At 71.4% G+C, this 15,049-nt stretch carries 18 protein-coding genes; 11 read left to right on the top strand and 7 right to left on the bottom strand.

The features are described 5' to 3' along the window. Positions 1 to 73 precede the first annotated feature (73 nt). Positions 74 to 364, top strand: a complete 291-nt coding sequence (locus tag QZ772_RS00425) for a YciI family protein (protein ID WP_295521856.1) — start codon at positions 74 to 76, stop codon at positions 362 to 364. Then, positions 361 to 1,284: a hypothetical protein gene (locus QZ772_RS00420; RefSeq protein ID WP_295521853.1), complete on the top strand. Its 924-nt coding sequence runs from the start codon at positions 361 to 363 to the stop codon at positions 1,282 to 1,284. The genes QZ772_RS00425 and QZ772_RS00420 overlap by 4 nt, the downstream gene beginning before the upstream one ends. A 3-nt stretch (positions 1,285 to 1,287) precedes the next feature. On the opposite strand, the gene QZ772_RS00415 is transcribed toward QZ772_RS00420, so the two are convergent. Next, the gene (locus QZ772_RS00415) at positions 1,288 to 2,319 is read right to left on the bottom strand and encodes a pirin family protein (RefSeq protein WP_295521850.1); all 1,032 of its coding nucleotides are present in this window, start codon (positions 2,317 to 2,319) and stop codon (positions 1,288 to 1,290) included. A 216-nt stretch (positions 2,320 to 2,535) separates the two neighbouring features. Between QZ772_RS00415 and QZ772_RS00410 the strand changes: the two genes are divergently transcribed. The 3 genes from QZ772_RS00410 to QZ772_RS00400 all read left to right on the top strand — a co-directional run bounded on the left by QZ772_RS00410 (position 2,536) and on the right by QZ772_RS00400 (position 4,865). Next, positions 2,536 to 2,826 (top strand): hypothetical protein, encoded by a 291-nt coding sequence (locus QZ772_RS00410; RefSeq protein ID WP_295521848.1) that lies wholly within the window; start codon positions 2,536 to 2,538, stop codon positions 2,824 to 2,826. Positions 2,827 to 2,931: 105 nt separating this feature from the next. Further along, positions 2,932 to 3,312, top strand: coding sequence for a response regulator (locus QZ772_RS00405; protein ID WP_295521845.1), 381 nt, complete (start codon positions 2,932 to 2,934; stop codon positions 3,310 to 3,312). Between the two features lie 98 nt (positions 3,313 to 3,410). Next, a complete protein-coding gene (locus QZ772_RS00400; RefSeq protein WP_295521842.1) occupies positions 3,411 to 4,865 on the top strand; it encodes an amidase family protein in 1,455 nt (484 codons plus the stop codon). 78 nt (positions 4,866 to 4,943) lie between these two features. On the opposite strand, the gene QZ772_RS00395 is transcribed toward QZ772_RS00400, so the two are convergent. After that, positions 4,944 to 5,423 (bottom strand): peptidylprolyl isomerase, encoded by a 480-nt coding sequence (locus QZ772_RS00395; RefSeq protein ID WP_295521839.1) that lies wholly within the window; start codon positions 5,421 to 5,423, stop codon positions 4,944 to 4,946. A 284-nt stretch (positions 5,424 to 5,707) separates the two neighbouring features. Between QZ772_RS00395 and QZ772_RS00390 the strand changes: the two genes are divergently transcribed. The 4 genes from QZ772_RS00390 to QZ772_RS00375 all read left to right on the top strand — a co-directional run bounded on the left by QZ772_RS00390 (position 5,708) and on the right by QZ772_RS00375 (position 8,385). Beyond that, a complete protein-coding gene (locus QZ772_RS00390; protein ID WP_295521836.1) occupies positions 5,708 to 6,427 on the top strand; it encodes a HAMP domain-containing sensor histidine kinase in 720 nt (239 codons plus the stop codon). A gap of 35 nt (positions 6,428 to 6,462) precedes the next feature. After that, a complete protein-coding gene (locus tag QZ772_RS00385; RefSeq protein ID WP_295521833.1) occupies positions 6,463 to 6,678 on the top strand; it encodes a DUF3606 domain-containing protein in 216 nt (71 codons plus the stop codon). Between the two features lie 123 nt (positions 6,679 to 6,801). Then, positions 6,802 to 7,962, top strand: a complete 1,161-nt coding sequence (locus tag QZ772_RS00380; RefSeq protein WP_295521831.1) for a YihY/virulence factor BrkB family protein — start codon at positions 6,802 to 6,804, stop codon at positions 7,960 to 7,962. A gap of 141 nt (positions 7,963 to 8,103) precedes the next feature. Further along, positions 8,104 to 8,385, top strand: a complete 282-nt coding sequence (locus tag QZ772_RS00375) for a hypothetical protein (RefSeq protein WP_295521829.1) — start codon at positions 8,104 to 8,106, stop codon at positions 8,383 to 8,385. Between the two features lie 39 nt (positions 8,386 to 8,424). Here the strand turns inward: QZ772_RS00375 and QZ772_RS00370 are convergent, their stop codons facing one another. Continuing rightward, positions 8,425 to 9,204, bottom strand: coding sequence for a transglutaminase family protein (locus QZ772_RS00370; RefSeq protein ID WP_295521827.1), 780 nt, complete (start codon positions 9,202 to 9,204; stop codon positions 8,425 to 8,427). A gap of 235 nt (positions 9,205 to 9,439) precedes the next feature. Here QZ772_RS00370 and QZ772_RS00365 point away from each other — a divergent pair, with 235 nt between their 5' ends. Beyond that, a complete protein-coding gene (locus QZ772_RS00365; protein ID WP_295521824.1) occupies positions 9,440 to 10,951 on the top strand; it encodes a CYTH and CHAD domain-containing protein in 1,512 nt (503 codons plus the stop codon). Here the strand turns inward: QZ772_RS00365 and QZ772_RS00360 are convergent. The 3 genes from QZ772_RS00360 to infA form a co-directional block, all read right to left on the bottom strand. Further along, the gene (locus QZ772_RS00360) at positions 10,948 to 12,186 is read right to left on the bottom strand and encodes an MFS transporter (RefSeq protein WP_295521822.1); all 1,239 of its coding nucleotides are present in this window, start codon (positions 12,184 to 12,186) and stop codon (positions 10,948 to 10,950) included. The two genes, QZ772_RS00365 and QZ772_RS00360, sit on opposite strands and share 4 nt — an antisense overlap. A 138-nt stretch (positions 12,187 to 12,324) precedes the next feature. Next, positions 12,325 to 12,654: a hypothetical protein gene (locus QZ772_RS00355; RefSeq protein ID WP_366510508.1), complete on the bottom strand. Its 330-nt coding sequence runs from the start codon at positions 12,652 to 12,654 to the stop codon at positions 12,325 to 12,327. Between the two features lie 116 nt (positions 12,655 to 12,770). After that, a complete protein-coding gene (gene infA, locus QZ772_RS00350) occupies positions 12,771 to 13,025 on the bottom strand; it encodes a translation initiation factor IF-1 (RefSeq protein ID WP_017757760.1) in 255 nt (84 codons plus the stop codon). Between the two features lie 285 nt (positions 13,026 to 13,310). On the opposite strand from infA, the gene QZ772_RS00345 reads away from it, so the two are divergent. Further along, positions 13,311 to 14,237, top strand: a complete 927-nt coding sequence (locus QZ772_RS00345; RefSeq protein ID WP_295521819.1) for a gamma-glutamyl-gamma-aminobutyrate hydrolase family protein — start codon at positions 13,311 to 13,313, stop codon at positions 14,235 to 14,237. Between the two features lie 483 nt (positions 14,238 to 14,720). On the opposite strand, the gene QZ772_RS00340 is transcribed toward QZ772_RS00345, so the two are convergent. Further along, positions 14,721 to 15,049: transposase (locus QZ772_RS00340; protein WP_295521816.1), on the bottom strand; the 329-nt coding region annotated here is incomplete at its 5' end.

Genomic DNA, 15,049 nt, shown 5'->3' with positions numbered 1-15,049 from the left:
CGGCGCTTCAATCCTCCGCGCCGGCCGAGGCCTTCCGAGACAGCGGCCGGGGGCCCGGGCTACCCTCGGGCGCATGTTCATCGTCACCCTCACCTACATCCGCCCCGTCGAAGAGATCGACGCCCACATGGAAGCCCATGTCGCCTGGCTGCGCCGCCACTACGACAGCAGCCTGTTCATCGCCTCCGGCCGGCAGGTGCCGCGTGTGGGCGGCGTGATCCTGGCCCGCTCGGGCGACCGCGCCGCGCTCGAGGCAGCGCTGGCCGAAGACCCCTTCGCGCAGCACAAGCTGGCCCGCATCGAGATCGTCGAGTTCACGCCCAGCATGACCGCGCCCGGGGCTGAGGCGCTCAAGTCGATATGAGCGAGCGCACGGGCGCATCATCGGAACGCGGCATCGCGGCCGTTCTGAAGCGTGCGCTGCTGCTGCTCGTGGCCGCGGCCGTGCTCGCGGGATGCTGGCTGGTGCCGCTGGAGCCGCTGGCCCGCGAGCAGCTGCGCGCCGGCCTGCAGCGTTCGCTCACGGCCTTTGCGGCGGCGCGGGCGCTGGGCGCGGTGCTGTCGGTGGCCCAGGGCACGCAGCTGGACGTCAAGCCGGCCGGCGTCGGCCTGAGCCTGGCGCCCGGCCAGGCCCTCAAGCCGCTGAACGAACTGGTGGACCGCTTCGCCGCGGTGATGCTGGCGGCCAGCGTGGCTTTCGGCATCCAGCTGCTGATGCTGGGCATCGGCGGGCATGCGGCGGTGTCGATCGCGCTGACGGCGGTGCTGCTGGCCTGGCTGGTGCTGCGCTGGCGCGCGGCCGCAGCGCCGACCCGCGCGCGGGCGGAAGCCGCCGGCGTCGACGCGCCCGCAGCGAGGCAGGAGACCGCCACCGCACGCGCGCTGCGATGGCTGTCGCCGGTCTTCGCCGGCCTGCTGCTGGTGCGCTTCGCGGTGCCGGCCGTGGGCCTGGCGAACGAAGGCGTCTACCGCGCCGTGATGGCCGGTGAATACCAGTCGGCCCTGGCGGTGATCGAGGCCTCGCCCGAGCAGGTGGTGGGCCGCACGCAGCCGGCCGCACCTGCGCAGGAAGGCCTGCTGGAGCGCCTCAAGCGCTGGTCCGAGCGTGCCACCGACCTGCGCGCCGGCTACGAGGCGATCCTGCAGGCGGCCGGCGAATGGACCCGCACCATGGTGCGGCTGATCGCCCTGTTCGTCGTGCAGACGGTGCTGCTGCCGCTGGGCTTCCTGTGGCTCATGTGGCGGCTGTCCCGCGCCATCGCCGGCAGCGCGAGTCGGCGCTGACGCTCACTCCGCCGCGTCCACCGCCTCCTCGCGCCGGCCGTCCGGATAGCGGGCGAAGCGCCCGGGTGTCGCGCCATGCACCGGCGCCGGGTCGGGCCAGGGCCAGCCGCCGAACTGGGTGCGGCGGTAGTCCTGCATGGCCTGCATGATCTCGGCCTGCGAGTTCATGACGAAGGGCCCGTACTGGGCCACCGGCTCGGCGATGGGCCGGCCCTGCAGCAGCAGGAATTCGCACACCTCGTCGCCCGCGGCCAGCAGCACCTCGGCATCGGCCCGCAGCTCGATGGCCGCCGGCCCCTGCACCCCCTGCGCGCCCACCGTGGCCGACGCGCCCTTGAAGAAGTACAGCACCCGCTGCGTACCCTGCCCCGCCGCGGCCGGCAGCGTCCAGCGCGCACCCGGCGCCAGGCGCACGGTCCAGATGGCCACGTCGGCATCGGACTGCGCGGCCCAGGAATCCGGCGGCGGCGAAGGGGGCGCGTCGGCCCCGTCCAGCCGGCCGGCCACCACCGTGACGTCCACGCCCTCGGCGCGCAGGTGCGGCACCTGGCCCGACCAGAACATGGTGAAGTGCGGATCGACCATCTTGCGGGCCGCCGGCAGGTTCAGCCAGATCTGGAACAGCTCCAGCGGGTTGTCCGCGTCCTCGCGCAGCAGCGGGAACATCTCCGAATGCACGATGCCGCGGCCGGCCGTCACCCACTGCACGTCGCCGCCGCCGAAGCGGGCCGCGGCGCCCAGCGAGTCCGAATGGTCGATCAGCCCGCGACGCACCAGCGTCACGGTCTCGAAGCCACGGTGCGGATGGGCCGGAAAGCCGGGCACGGATTCGCCGTGGTACATGCTCCAGCCGTCCTTGCGGCTGAAGTCGGCGCCGATCTCACGCCCGGCGAGCGAGGCGGCCGGCGCCATGCGGCCGTCGCCGCGCGGATAGCCGTCGTCGTGGTAGGCGCAGAAGAGGAAGGGGTCGATGGTCGGCCAGGGAAAGCCGAGCGGGTGCACGCCCAGGACGGCGGTGGAAGGGGCAGTAGCCATGGGGGAGTCTTTCTTTCGTTCGCAAGAGGGCTGGCGGTCAGCCCGAAGTCCGAAGATGCGGCGTTGGACCCGATTGTGGAAGACCATGCAAGCGAGACAGGGTGGACCATGGGTGCAACAGTGGATTGGCCGCCGGCAGCGGACGGGCGGCGCTACCATCCGCCCTCGTTACACACGCGGCATTGGGCCTTCCCACGGCCTCCGCAGGAGCGTTGAATGAGCCAAGACAAGCAGGATCCGACGACGGCGCAGGCGGTCGAAGCGCTGGAGCGCACCATCGACCAGGCCAAGGCAGTGGCCGCCGAGATCCGCCAGGCGGCCGACAACCTGGCCGTCGTGAACACCGTGCTCGAAGAGGTGCTGCCCGATCATGTGCAGGTGGGCGAGGTGGCCCAGGCACTGGACCAGTCCGGGCAGGTGGAGGAGCAGATCAACCGGTCCGCGGAGGTGCTTGACGCCCTCGAAGCCGCGCAGTCCGAAGTCGAAAAGAAGGCGGGCACGCGCTGACCCTGCCCATTCCGTAGGCCGCGTCCGACAGGAAGGGAGGCCTCGGGCGGCCAAGCCCGCGACCCTCCGGCCCTTACGCTTGTCTGCTTCAGTCCGCGCCACACCATGGCCGCTCCCCGCATCTTTATCGTCGAAGACAACCCCACCATCCGGGACAGCCTGATCCCCACGCTCGAAGACCTGACCGACGCCGAGATCGTCGGGCTGGCCGAAGGCGAGGACGAGGCGGTCCGGTGGATGCAGTCGCATTCCGACGGCTGGGATCTGGCCATCGTCGACCTCTTCCTGCGCCAGGGATCGGGCCTGGGTGTGCTGCGCCGGCTGCGCAACGGTGGAGCGCGGCAGCGCATGGTGGTGCTCACCAACTACGCCACAGCCGACATGCGCCGCCGCTGCGGTGACGCGGGCGCCGACCGGGTATTCGACAAGTCCAACGACCTGGACGCCTTCTTCGACTACTGCAACGCGCAGGGCCCGATGCGCTGAAGACCCACCGGCCGCGCAGGCCGGGCTTGGACGGACGCAGGCGAGTCGAACGCCCAGGGTGCTGGACAAGCGGGCACGCATCCCGCTATACCGCCTGCATGTCCAGCGCTTCCGCCTCTTGCTCCCCTTCTTCACTGCCGACCGAACTCTGGCAACTGGGCGCCGCTCAGACCGCCGCGCTGGTGGCCAGCCGACGCATCTCCGCCACCGAGGCCACGCAGGCAGCCCTGGCCCGGTTGGGCCAGGTCAATCCAGGCATCAATGCGGTGGTCGACCACCGGCCGGATGACGCATTGCGCCGCGCCGCCGACATCGACGCAGCGCTGGCACGCAGGGAAGACGTGGGGCCGCTGGCCGGCGTGCCGGTCACCATCAAGGTCAACGTCGACCAGAAGGGTTTCGCCACCACCAACGGCGTGCGCCTGCAGAAGGACCTGATCGCCGAACACGACAGCCCGGTGGTGCACAGCCTGCTGGCCGCCGGCGCGGTGATCATCGGGCGCACCAACACGCCCGCCTTCAGCTACCGCTGGTTCACCGGCAACCAGCTCCACGGCGTGACCCGCAATCCGCGCAATCCGGCGCTGACGCCGGGCGGCTCCTCGGGTGGCGCCGCGGCGGCGGTGGCGGCCGGCATCGGCGCGATCGGCCACGGCACCGACATCGCCGGCTCGATCCGCTACCCGGCCTATGCCTGCGGGGTGCATGGGCTGCGGCCCAGCTTCGGCCGGGTGGCGGCGTGGAACGCCTCCAGCCCCGAGCGCACGATCGGCGGCCAGCTCACGGCCGTCTCCGGGCCCATTGCGCGACACGTGCACGACCTGCGCCTTGCGCTGGCGGCCATGGCCCGGCCGGATGCGTGCGACCCCTGGTCGGTGCCGGCACCGCTGGTCGGGCCCGCGGTGCCGCGGCTGGCATCCCTGTGCGTGCGGCCGGACGGACTGGCCACCACCGCCCCGGTCGAAGCGGCCCTGCGCGATGCGGCCGCACGCCTGCGCGACGCCGGCTGGCAGGTGGACGAGGTCGAGGCGCTGCCGCCGCTGAAGGCCGCTGCCGACGACCAGACGCTGCTGTGGGTCGGCGATGGCTACGAAGCCCAGTTGCGCACGGCCGAGCGCGAGGGCGACCCGGCCGCGCTGGTTGTGCTGCGCGGCCAAGCCGAGGTGGCCGCGCGCATGGACAGCGCGGCGCTGTCGGCCATCCTGGTGCGGCGCGCGACGCTCACGCGGCAATGGCAGCGCTTTCTGCACGAACGCTATCCGCTGGTGCTGCTGCCGGTGTCGGCGGAGCTGCCCTTTCCGGTCGACCTGGACCTGCAGGGCCCCGAAGGCTATGCCCGCGTGTGGGCAGCGCAGATGACGCAGATCGCGCTGCCCTTCATGGGACTGCCCGGCCTCACGGTGAGCACCGGCATGGCCGAGAGTGAACACGGGCCGGCGCCCGTGGGCGTGCAACTGGTGGCTGCCCGCTTCCGCGAGGACCTGTGCCTGGAGGCCGCCGAGGCCATCGAGGCCCGCGGCGTGCCGCCATCGCCCGTGACGCCGCGCGGCTGAAGGCGCCTTGCGGCGCCGGGTGAAGCCAGCCGCCTCGGCGTCGGTCCCGCATCGCGCCGGAGCAGGACCCGACGGGCTTCAGTGGTGATGGCCGCCATCGCCATGCACATGGCGATGGGCGATCTCCTCGCCCGTGGCCGCGCGCACGGCCACCACGTTCAGCTGGATGCGCAGGCTGCGGCCGGCCAGGGGATGGTTGCCATCGAGCAGCACCTGCGGTCCCTTGATCTTGACCACGTTGAACACATGCGGTTCGCCGTTGTCGAGTTGGCCGCGCAGCTGGCCGCCGACCTTCACGCCCGGCGGGAATTCGCTCTTGGGAATGGTGCGCAGCAGGCCCTCGTCGCGGGCGCCGAAGGCCTGCTCGGGCGACAGGTTCAGCGTGGCCTGGTGGCCGGCCGCCTGGCCGTCCAGAGCCGCCTCGATGGCCGGCAGGATGTTGTCGTAGCCACCGTGCAGGTACACGACCGGCTCCTTGGGGCTGTCGAGCAGCTGGCCGCTCTGGGCATCCGCGATGCGCAGGCGCAGGGTGACGACGGTGTCTTGGGTGATCTGCATGAAAGAAAGGCTGGAGGGCCGCGGGCGGCCCGTTGGAAGGAGGTGGGCCGGTCCGCGCACTGCAAGCAGCCGCACCGCCGGCCGGTGGCGGCGAAGCCGCCCCAGGGTCGACGATTGTGCGTGAAGGCTGCAGCGCGCACCGGCGCGACGCGCAGTGTCCGTGGCGTCGTCATTGACCTACCCGCAGTGGCGCCGACGGCGCATCGGTGCGCGGCGGACCCCGTCCGACGATCTCTGTCCCGTCCTCTCCCATCGCCTTTCCGTTCCCGCATCCAGGAGCGCCCATGCACGACCCGGATTCCGCCCCCACCGAGCCGCCTACGCCTCACGGCCGGCCCGACCTGCAGCCGCTGGAGGCCATGCGCGACGCGCTGCAGGCCCAGGTGCACCAGCTGGAGCGCCAGCTCGCCCGGCTGAGCCATGACCTGCGCAATCCTCTGGGTGCCATCCGGCTGGGCACCGAGCTGCTGCGCCGCGGCGCGCTCGATCCGCAGCAGCGACAGGTGCTGGATCACATCGACAGCGCAGGCGAGCGCGCCCAACAACTGATCGACCAGCGCATTGCCGAGGCCCAGTCCAGCGCATGCGGCGACGCGCTGTACCGGCCCGTCGCCCTGCATGCGCTGGTGGCCCAGTGCGTCGAGACGCTGGCACAGGCCTTTCCGGGCCATGCCCTGGAGCATGACCGCCTGGGCGAAGGCCATTGCCAGGCCGATCCGGACCGCCTGGCCCAGTTGGTCGGCCGCATGGTGGCGGAGGCGGCGGCCATCGCCACGCCGGGCAGCGGGCTCATCGTCGCCTCCATCGTGGAACCCGAGCGCTTCCGGCTCGCGGTGCACGCGCCGACGCTGCCCGAGGGCGGTGAGGGCGCGGATGGCGGCGGCGAACACCGGCTGCGCGACACCGTGCGCGCACAAGGCGGCCGCCTGGAGGTGATGCGCCAGACCGAGCCCTGCGGCCGCACGCTGGTCGCCAGCTTCGCGCGCGGGCCGGCCGCTGGCTGACCCGATCATTTCTTGTTCCATCCCACGGAGTCCCCATGCCCGACGACCACACCCTCATCGCCCCCGCCGGCAACGACCCGGACCGCATCGACCTGCAGTCGGATGGCTCGGTGGCGGAATGGGCGCGCCGCCTGGACATCAGCGAGGCGCAGCTGCGCGCGGCGGTGGCCGCCGCGGGCGACCGCGCCACCGATGTGATGCGGCACCTGGCGGACGACGGCGGCAAGACGCAGGGCGGCCAGCCGGCCTGACCATCCGCGCATCGCACTTGGCCTACCCGCGAAGCGCCCGTTGGCGGATGGGCACGGCGCGGCAGGGCACGCACACTGCTCACCTCGGTGCGCCGTTGTGCGCCTCTCCAGGAAGCCGCCACCATGACCTTCAAGGAACTGTTCTCGCTCTGCAAGAAAGCCGTCGTCGCCTGGAGTGACGACTTCGCCCCCAGCATGGGGGCCGCCATCAGCTACTACACCCTGTTCTCGCTCGCGCCGCTGCTGGTGATCGTGATCGCGGTGGCGGGCGCCCTGTTCGGCCGCGAGGCGGTGCAGGGCGAGATCGTCGGCCAGCTCTCCGGCCTGATCGGCCGCGAGGCGGCCATCGCGGTGCAGGGACTGATCCGCAGTGCAAGCGAGCCTGGAAAGGGCCTGGTCGCGGGGCTGATCGGCGTCGGGGTGCTGATCGTCGGTGCCACCACCGTGTTCGCCGAACTGCAGAGCGCGCTGGATCGCATCTGGCATGTGCCGCAATCGGCCAAGCCCACGGGGGTGTGGTCGGTGCTGAGGGCGCGGGTGCTCTCGTTCGGGTTGATCCTGGGGCTGGCGTTCCTGCTGATGGTGTCGCTGCTGGTGTCGGCCTTCCTGGCGGCGATGGGCAGCTGGGTGGGCGCGCTGCTGCCGGGTTGGGAGCTGATGCTGCAGCTGCTCAACATTGCCATCTCCTTCGCGATCATGACGCTGCTGTTCGCCATGATCTACAAGTTCATGCCCACGGCGCGCATCGCCTGGCGTGACGTGTGGGTGGGCGCGGCCGTGACCTCGATGCTGTTCCAGATCGGCAAGACGGCCATCGCCCTGTACCTGGGTCGCAGCAGCATGACCGAATCCTTCGCCGCCGCCGGCTCGCTTGTGGTGCTGCTGGTGTGGGTGTACTACGCGGCCCAGATCTTCCTGCTCGGGGCCGAGTTCACCAAGGTCTATGCGCTGGAACACGGCTCGGTGGCGGATGCGCGGCTGGCGGCCGCCACCGCGAACCCGCCGGAAGTACCGACGCAGTCGGAGACGGGCGTGCCCGAGGCCGGCAGCGCGAAGCTGCCGCCGGCGGCGGTCGCGCTGGCACAGACAGGCGAAGCCCAGGCCGAGGTGGACCGCCGCCTCCAGGGCGCCACGCGCGACCTGGCGCGCCAGCTTCTGCTGCTGGGCGGCGCCACGGTGCTGAGCGTCGCCGCCTCGCAGTGGCAGAAGCGCCTGCGCAAGAAGGACAAGCTCCGGCGCAAGAGCCTGGCGCGCGGCGGCGGCACGCGCAAGGCCGTCTCTTGAAGAGCCCACTGACAGTGGGCTGAACCCGAACTGACGCCCGGCTGAGTGAACATGTCTTTACATGCCGGGCGTCGGCTGGCGCACGCCGCGGCTGCGTTGAACGTGGACTTCGCCCTCAAGGGGCACTGCTGACACGAAGCCATGAGGACAAACACCAAACCTTCTTTTTTTAGCCCCCGCCTCTGGGCCCTGGCCGCCCTGCCTGCCGCACTGCTCGCAGGCTGCGTGGTCGCTCCGGAACCTGTGCATGTGGTGCCGAGACCGGTAGTGGTCACGCCACCCGTCTACGCGCCGCCGCCCACGGTGGTCTATGTCGCGCCCACCTATGCCATGCCGGCGCCGGGCTATGTGTGGCACTACCACCCCCGCTTCGGCTGGGGCTGGTACCACCCGACGTACGGCTGGCACCGCGGCTGGCGCTGAGGGCGGCACAAGGCCGCGGGCGATGCCCAGGCCCAGTGTCTAGACCTGCTCGACCGTTACGCGCATCTCGCTCACGGAGACTTCGCCGTAGTTGGAGATGAAGGCCACGTCCGCCGCATCCCGGCCGTAGCCCACCACCAGGCGGCCGCCACGCGGCTCGGCCTGGGTGGCATCGAAGGTGTACCAGCGGCCGCCGATGAAGGCCTCGAACCAGGCGTGCATGTCCATCGGGTCGAGCTTGTGCAGATAGCCGACCACCTGCCGCGCCGGGATCTGCAGCGCCCGCGTGAGCGCGATGCCCACATGCGAGAAGTCGCGGCACACGCCCTTGCCCAGGTTGAGCGTGCCCACCGCGTCGGTGCTGGCGTCGCTCACGCCATATTCGTAGGTGATGTGCTCGTGGATCCAGCGGCGGATGGCCTCGACCTGCGCATAGCCGGCCGGCAGGTCGCCGACGATCTGCTGCGCGCGGTCACCGAGGCGGTCGGACGGACAGTAGCGGCTGGGCAGCAGGTACATCAAGGCGCAGTCCGGCAGTTGGTCCACCGGCGTGACCGGGGCTGCGGGCTCGACGGCCAGGGCCTCTTCGGTTTCCATCTCGACCTGCACCTCGATCTCCATGCCGCCCGCCGGCACCACGAAGCGCTGGCCGAGGTTGCCGTACGGGTCCACGTACTCGACCGTGGGCACCCAGGGCCGCAGGTGGTAGTGCTCGCTGACCACCCATTGGGCCAGACCGCTGCGCGGGCGCAGCATGGCGACGACGGGGCAGGGCTGCTGGCAGTCCAGCTTGAGGAAGTTGGTGGCTTTGAGGCGCATGAAGGGCTCGGCTCGGTCGACGGGGACAATGACACACAGGCCTGCCACCATCGGCAGGCGGCGGCATTCTGGGCAGCGGCACCCGCGCGGCGTGTCGGCCGACGGCCTGGGACGCTGTGCACCAACCCGCCATGCCGCGCATGCTGCCCTGACAGGCCCACGCCAGATTCATCCACTCCTGTCGAGGATGGGCGCGACCGCGCCGCCCGCCCCAACCGCACGCCCATCGAGACCCATGGAAACCGAATTCAAGTTCCACATCCCCGCCGAGCGGCTGGCCGAGGTCGAGGCCGACCTGCGCCAGGGCGCCGTGCAGCGCACCCGCATGCAGGCGCGCTACTTCGACACGCCCCATGGCGCCCTGGCCGCGGCGGGCATGGCGCTGCGCCTGCGCAAGGAAGGGCGGCGCTGGGTGCAGACGGTCAAGGCCGCCGGCCATGGCCTGCTGCAGCGGCTGGAGCACAACGCCGATCTCGGCGCCGCGCGCGGCGCCGACCTCCAGCGTCCGGACCTGCTTCGGCACCGCGACACCCCCGTGGGCGAGCGGCTGGTGCAGGTGCTGCAAGCCGCCGGCGAGGAGCTGGTCGAGACCTATGCCACCGACATCTGGCGCCTGACGCGCGACGTCCGCCACGGGGACGCGCTGGTGGAGCTTGCGCTGGACGTGGGCAAGATCGTCGCGCAGTTACCCGCGGGCGGCCCGATGCGCGTGGCCCCCGTGTGCGAGCTGGAACTGGAGCTGCTGCAAGGCCCGCTCGCTGGCCTGGTCGCGCTGTCGCGCGACTGGGCGCAGCGCCACGGCCTGTGGCTGGGCACCGTCTCCAAGGCCGAGCGCGGCGAGCGGCTCATGAAGGGCGTCGTACACGTTCCCGCGGTCAAGGCTGCGGAGCCCCGCTTCGGCGACGACCGCGCACCCGACGGCGCAGCGCTGCAGCGCCTGGTGATCGCCGCCTGCCTCGCGCAGATCCTGCCCAATGCCAGCGAGATCGCCGAGGGCAGTGAAGACGAAGAGCAGATCCATCAGCTGCGCATCGGCCTGCGCCGCCTGCGCACCGCGCTGCGCGAGCTCGCGCCGCTGGCGCCGGGGCTGGACCCGGGCTGGGACGCGCCGCTCAAGCGGGCCTTCGGCGTCCTCGGTGCGAAGCGCGACCGCACGCAGGTGCTGGCCGAATCGCGCCGCTGGATGGCGGGCAGCGACGCGCCGGCGCTGCATCTGGCCGAGGCGGCCGACGAAAAGACGCCCGCCGCCGCGGTGCGCGACCCGGAATTCCAGGGCGTGCTGGTGGCCCTCGCCGGCCGCGCCGCCGAAGACCCCGCGGCAGCGGCCGAGCCGCTCGACCACGAGGCCACGCTGGCCCACCTGCGCCATCGCCTGCGGCGGCTGCACCGCCAGTCGCTGCGCGATGCCGAGCGCTTCGACGAATTGGACGACGACCAGCGCCACCGCACCCGCAAGCGGCTCAAGCGGCTGCGCTACCTGGCCGAGTTCGTGGCGCCGCTGCTGGGCGAGGACCGCACGGCGCGCTACCTGGCGCAGTTGCGGCCTGCACAGGACGCGCTGGGCCTGTTCAACGACCAGGTCACCGCCCGCCGCCTGTACGAACAGGCGGCCGAGCAGGACGCGCATGCCTGGTTCGCCGTGGGCTGGCTGGCGGCGCAGCAGCCCCGGGCTGCGAAGAAGGCCGGCCAGGCCCTGCGACGGCTGGACGATGCGCCGAAGTTCTGGAAGGGAAAGCGGCGGCGCTAGCTCTCCCGCGGTGCCTGCGGCAGCACGCGGTAGGCCAGCGCCCCGGCCGCCAGCATCAACGCGATCGCGCCGAACACGGCCTGGAAGGGCTCGATGCCCCGCGACTGCGCCGCGGTGGCAATGGCGCCCGTCACCCACTGCATCAGCGCCACGCCCAGGAACATCGCCATGGTGAACAGGGCCATCGCCCGGCCCGTCACCGCCATCGGGTAGGCGTTCTTCACGTCCGGGTACTGCAGCACCATGTAGCCCGACAGCAGGCCGATGACGAGCGCCAGCGCGATGTCCGCGCCGGCATGCGTGTCGAAGGCCAGCACCGCGAAGAGCGCGGCGCAGACCACGGTGAAGCCCACCAGCCAGCGACGGCGCCGTGCCGGCCCTGGATCGATGCGCCCGAACAACGGCGGCCCGCCGATGGCGATCACCGTCATCAGCAGCGCCACGTTGCCGCTGGCCATGAGCGAGAAGCCATGGCGCTGCATGAGCATGGGCCCGAGCCACAGGCCGCGCAGCGCCACGAAGGAGGCATAGGTCACCAGGGCCAGCGCCAGGATGCCCCAGGTGTGCGGCAGCAGCAGCAGGCGGGCGAAGGTGCGCACGGCGCTGCCGAGCGATTCGCGCGGCGCATCGGCCGCGGGTGCGGGCTCGTGCACCACTGCCGCGATCGCGCCCCAGGCCAGCAGCGAGGCCGCGGCCAGCACCCAGAAGCCCATGCGCCAGGAACTGGCCTCGATCAGCCAGGCCAGCGGCGTGCCGGTCACCAGCATGCCGCAGCTGCCCAGGCCCAGGATGGCGCCCGAGACGGCGGCGAAGCGCTCCGGCGCGAAGTGCCGCGCGATGAAGACGGTGCACACGAGGAAGGCCGGCGCGCAGCCGATGCCGATCAGCACCTGCCCCACCACCAGCACGCCGAAGCTGGGGGCCAGCGCCGACAGCACCGCCCCGCCGATGGCCAGCGGAAAGGCCACCAGCACGGTGCGCCGAACGCCCTGCAGGTCGATGCCGATGCCCATGAAGAGCTGCAGCGCGCCGAAGGCGAAATGGAAGGCGCCGGCGAACAGGCCAAGCGCCTGCGGGCTGAGATGGAAGTCGGCGGCCAGCGGCGCCGCCATGATGGCGGCCACGGTGCGGAAGGCCTGGCTGAGCGCGAAGCCGGTGCTCAGCACCAGCAGCATGGTCCAGGCGCTGCGGGTCGTGGCGCGCGCGGCGGCGCTGGAGGAAGGGGGCGGGGTCATGAGGCGGCGCATGCGCGCCGCAGTCGGGGCGCGTTCTGGGTGGTGTCTCCAGCGTCCGAGCCTAACTGGAAAGCGTCCGGGCCGTCTGGCACCTCGGAGCCAGCGCGCCAGACGGTGTGGGCCCCGGCTTCGACGCGCTCAGTCCGCGCGGTCTGGACTGTCCGGCCAACCCCAGCCCAGCAGTTCGGCAAGCCGCCGTACCGTCCAGCCCGCCTCGTCGGCGCTGAGGCCCGAGTCGGCCGTGCGCAGGCCGGCCAGGCAGCGCTGCAGCACCTCCTGGTCGCTCACCGAGCCGCTTTGCGACAGGCCCAGTGCCTGGCCGGTCAGCACCTGCGCGAGGTCCTCGCACAGCTCGTAGCGCTGGCGCACCACGGCCAGCGGCTCGCGCAGGCGCTGGCGGGCGTCGGCGTACAGCGCGACGAAGGAAGGGGGGATCTCGGTCTGCTGGTCTTCGCCGTCCATAGACACAAACAAGAAAGGGCCTCCTGCGAGACCCTGGGTCGTGAAAACGGGGCTTCGGCGGAAGCCCCGTTGGTGGAACAAGCCCCGCGCGGGGCAGTGGCACCGCGCAGGTGCCGGACCGATCAGCGGCGCGAGCCTTCGGGCGGCGGGCCGCGGCGTTCCAGATGCCGGAAGGTGATGCGGCCCTTGCTCAGGTCATAGGGCGACATCTCCAGCGAGACCTTGTCGCCGAGGATGATGCGGATGTGGTTCTTGCGCACCTTGCCGCCGCTGTACGCGATGACCTCGTGGCCGTTTTCCAGCGTCACGCGGTAGCGCGAGTCGGGCAGCACTTCGGTGACCGCCCCTTGCATTTCAATCAGTTCTTCCTTCGCCATCTCGTGTGTCCTCTAGCAGGCAGGACGCCGGTCTGCCGACCGGCTGCCACTGCCGGCGCCCGAGCCTGTGTCCATGGAAGAGGCGGGCGCGAAACTGTCAGGGGCATGGCGACCCACAAACGGATCGCCACGATCTCAACGCTTGAACGTCGCCACGCGCGGACAGCCCGCGCGGTGCAAAAAACCGCGGGATTGTAGCGGCGCAGCATCTTCCATGCCGCCCCTTCGCGCCGGACGCGCCCTCGGCCGACACACCCGGAAGCGGCCTGCGCGCACCATGAGGACATGTCCCGTGCCTCTCGGCTGCCGCTCGCCAGCGGCGCCCCGCCCGTCTCCGGCCGCCTCAAGATCGGTCTGTCGGCCTGCTTCTCGCATGCCGACCCCAAGCGCTCGCTGTTCACCAACAAGACGCTGCAGTATGTGGAGCAGTCGATCTGCCACTGGCTGATGTCGGCCGGCGCGATGGTGGTGATGGTGCCGTGCCCGACTGGCGACACGGCCCGCGGCGACACCAGCCTGGCGCACTACGCCGAATGGCTGGACGGCGTGGTGATGCACGGCGGCGCCGACGTCTGGCCCGGCAACTATGGTGAGGAGCCCCTGAAGGAAGCCTGGATCGGCGACCGCATCCGCGACCTGTACGACCTGGCGCTGGTGGAGGCCTTCGAGCAGGCCGGCAAGCCGATCTTCGGCGTCTGCCGCGGGCTGCAGCTGATCAACGTGGCCTTCGGCGGCTCGCTCTACCAGGACATCGAGGAGCAGCACGGCCACCCGCAGACGCTGCGCCACCGCGACCCGGTGACCTACGACCAGAACTTCCACGGCATCGAGATCGTGTCGGGCACGCGCCTGGCGCAGATGTACCCGGGCGTGGGCCAGGCGCGGGTCAACAGCATCCACCACCAGGGCATCAAGAACCTGGCCCCGGGCTTCGAGGTGGAGGCCTGGAGCCTGCCCGACCATGTGCCCGAGGCGATCCGCCGGCGGCCGGACCAGGGCAGTCACAGCTACATCGCGGCAACGCAATGGCACCCGGAGTTCCACAAGTACGGCGGCACGGACACGATCAACGACACGCCGATCCTGCACGACTTCCTGTGGGCCTGCGCCACCGCGCGGGTGCAGCCGCACCGGCCGCTGAGGCAGATGCCGGGGCGCATCCGAGACCGCGCTTCGCGGCTGCTGCGTCAGGCGTTGTTGCGGCGGGACTGAAGGGCGGGGCAGGGGCCGCTTGTACGGTGCGTTGCGGGTAATGCGGGTTGGTGCCGGTTGGTGCCGGTTGGTGCCGGTTGGTGCGGGCGGTGCGGGCGGTGCGGGCGGTGCGGGCGCCAACCCGGCAGAGGACGCCGGCATGCGTGCTCCCGGTGCACGCTCGCGCTAACCGGCTTGCTGCACGGGGCGGATGCTCGCTCTCCACCGACCCGCCTTCCGCACTGCACGGCGCCGCGAATGGCACCTCCGCACGCACACCGGCATCCTCCGCCTAGACGATGCTGGCGAACCCTCCCCTTTCCAGGCCGCGCGACCGTGCGACCGTGCGACCGTGCGACCGTGCGACCACAGGACCACAGGACCACAGGACCACAGGACCGCAGGACCGCAGGACCATGCGACCGTAAGGTCGCGGAGTCCTGGGGGCCGTCATGCGGGGCCGGTCGACCCCAGACCGTTCAGGCTGAGGTTCTATGGTTCTCGTCAAGCGACAGTGGCCGCCAGGCGGGCATCGAACATCGCTTGTTGCTTGAACAGCGAGAAGGCCACGCGCATGAGCTTTCGGGCCAGCACCACCAGAGCCGCAGTCGTGCTCAGCCCTTTGCTGCGCTGCGCTTGGTAGAAGCTCTTCCACGTCTTCGTGCGCGCCGCCGACATCGCCGCGGCGTACAGCAGGCGCCGACTCTCGGGCCAGCCCTTCTTCGACAGGCGCCTTTGCCCCGTCTTCTTGCCCGAGTCGTTCGGGCGAGGGTTCAGCCCCGTGAAGGCGACCACCGCGTCGGCACTGGCGACCGGCATGCGCCCGAAGATCA

Source organism: uncultured Pseudacidovorax sp. (assembly GCF_913773995.1).
Lineage (GTDB): Bacteria > Pseudomonadota > Gammaproteobacteria > Burkholderiales > Burkholderiaceae_C > Xenophilus.
The sequence above is the reverse complement of the archived record's forward strand: the minus strand, read 5'-3'. Positions and strand labels throughout refer to the sequence as shown.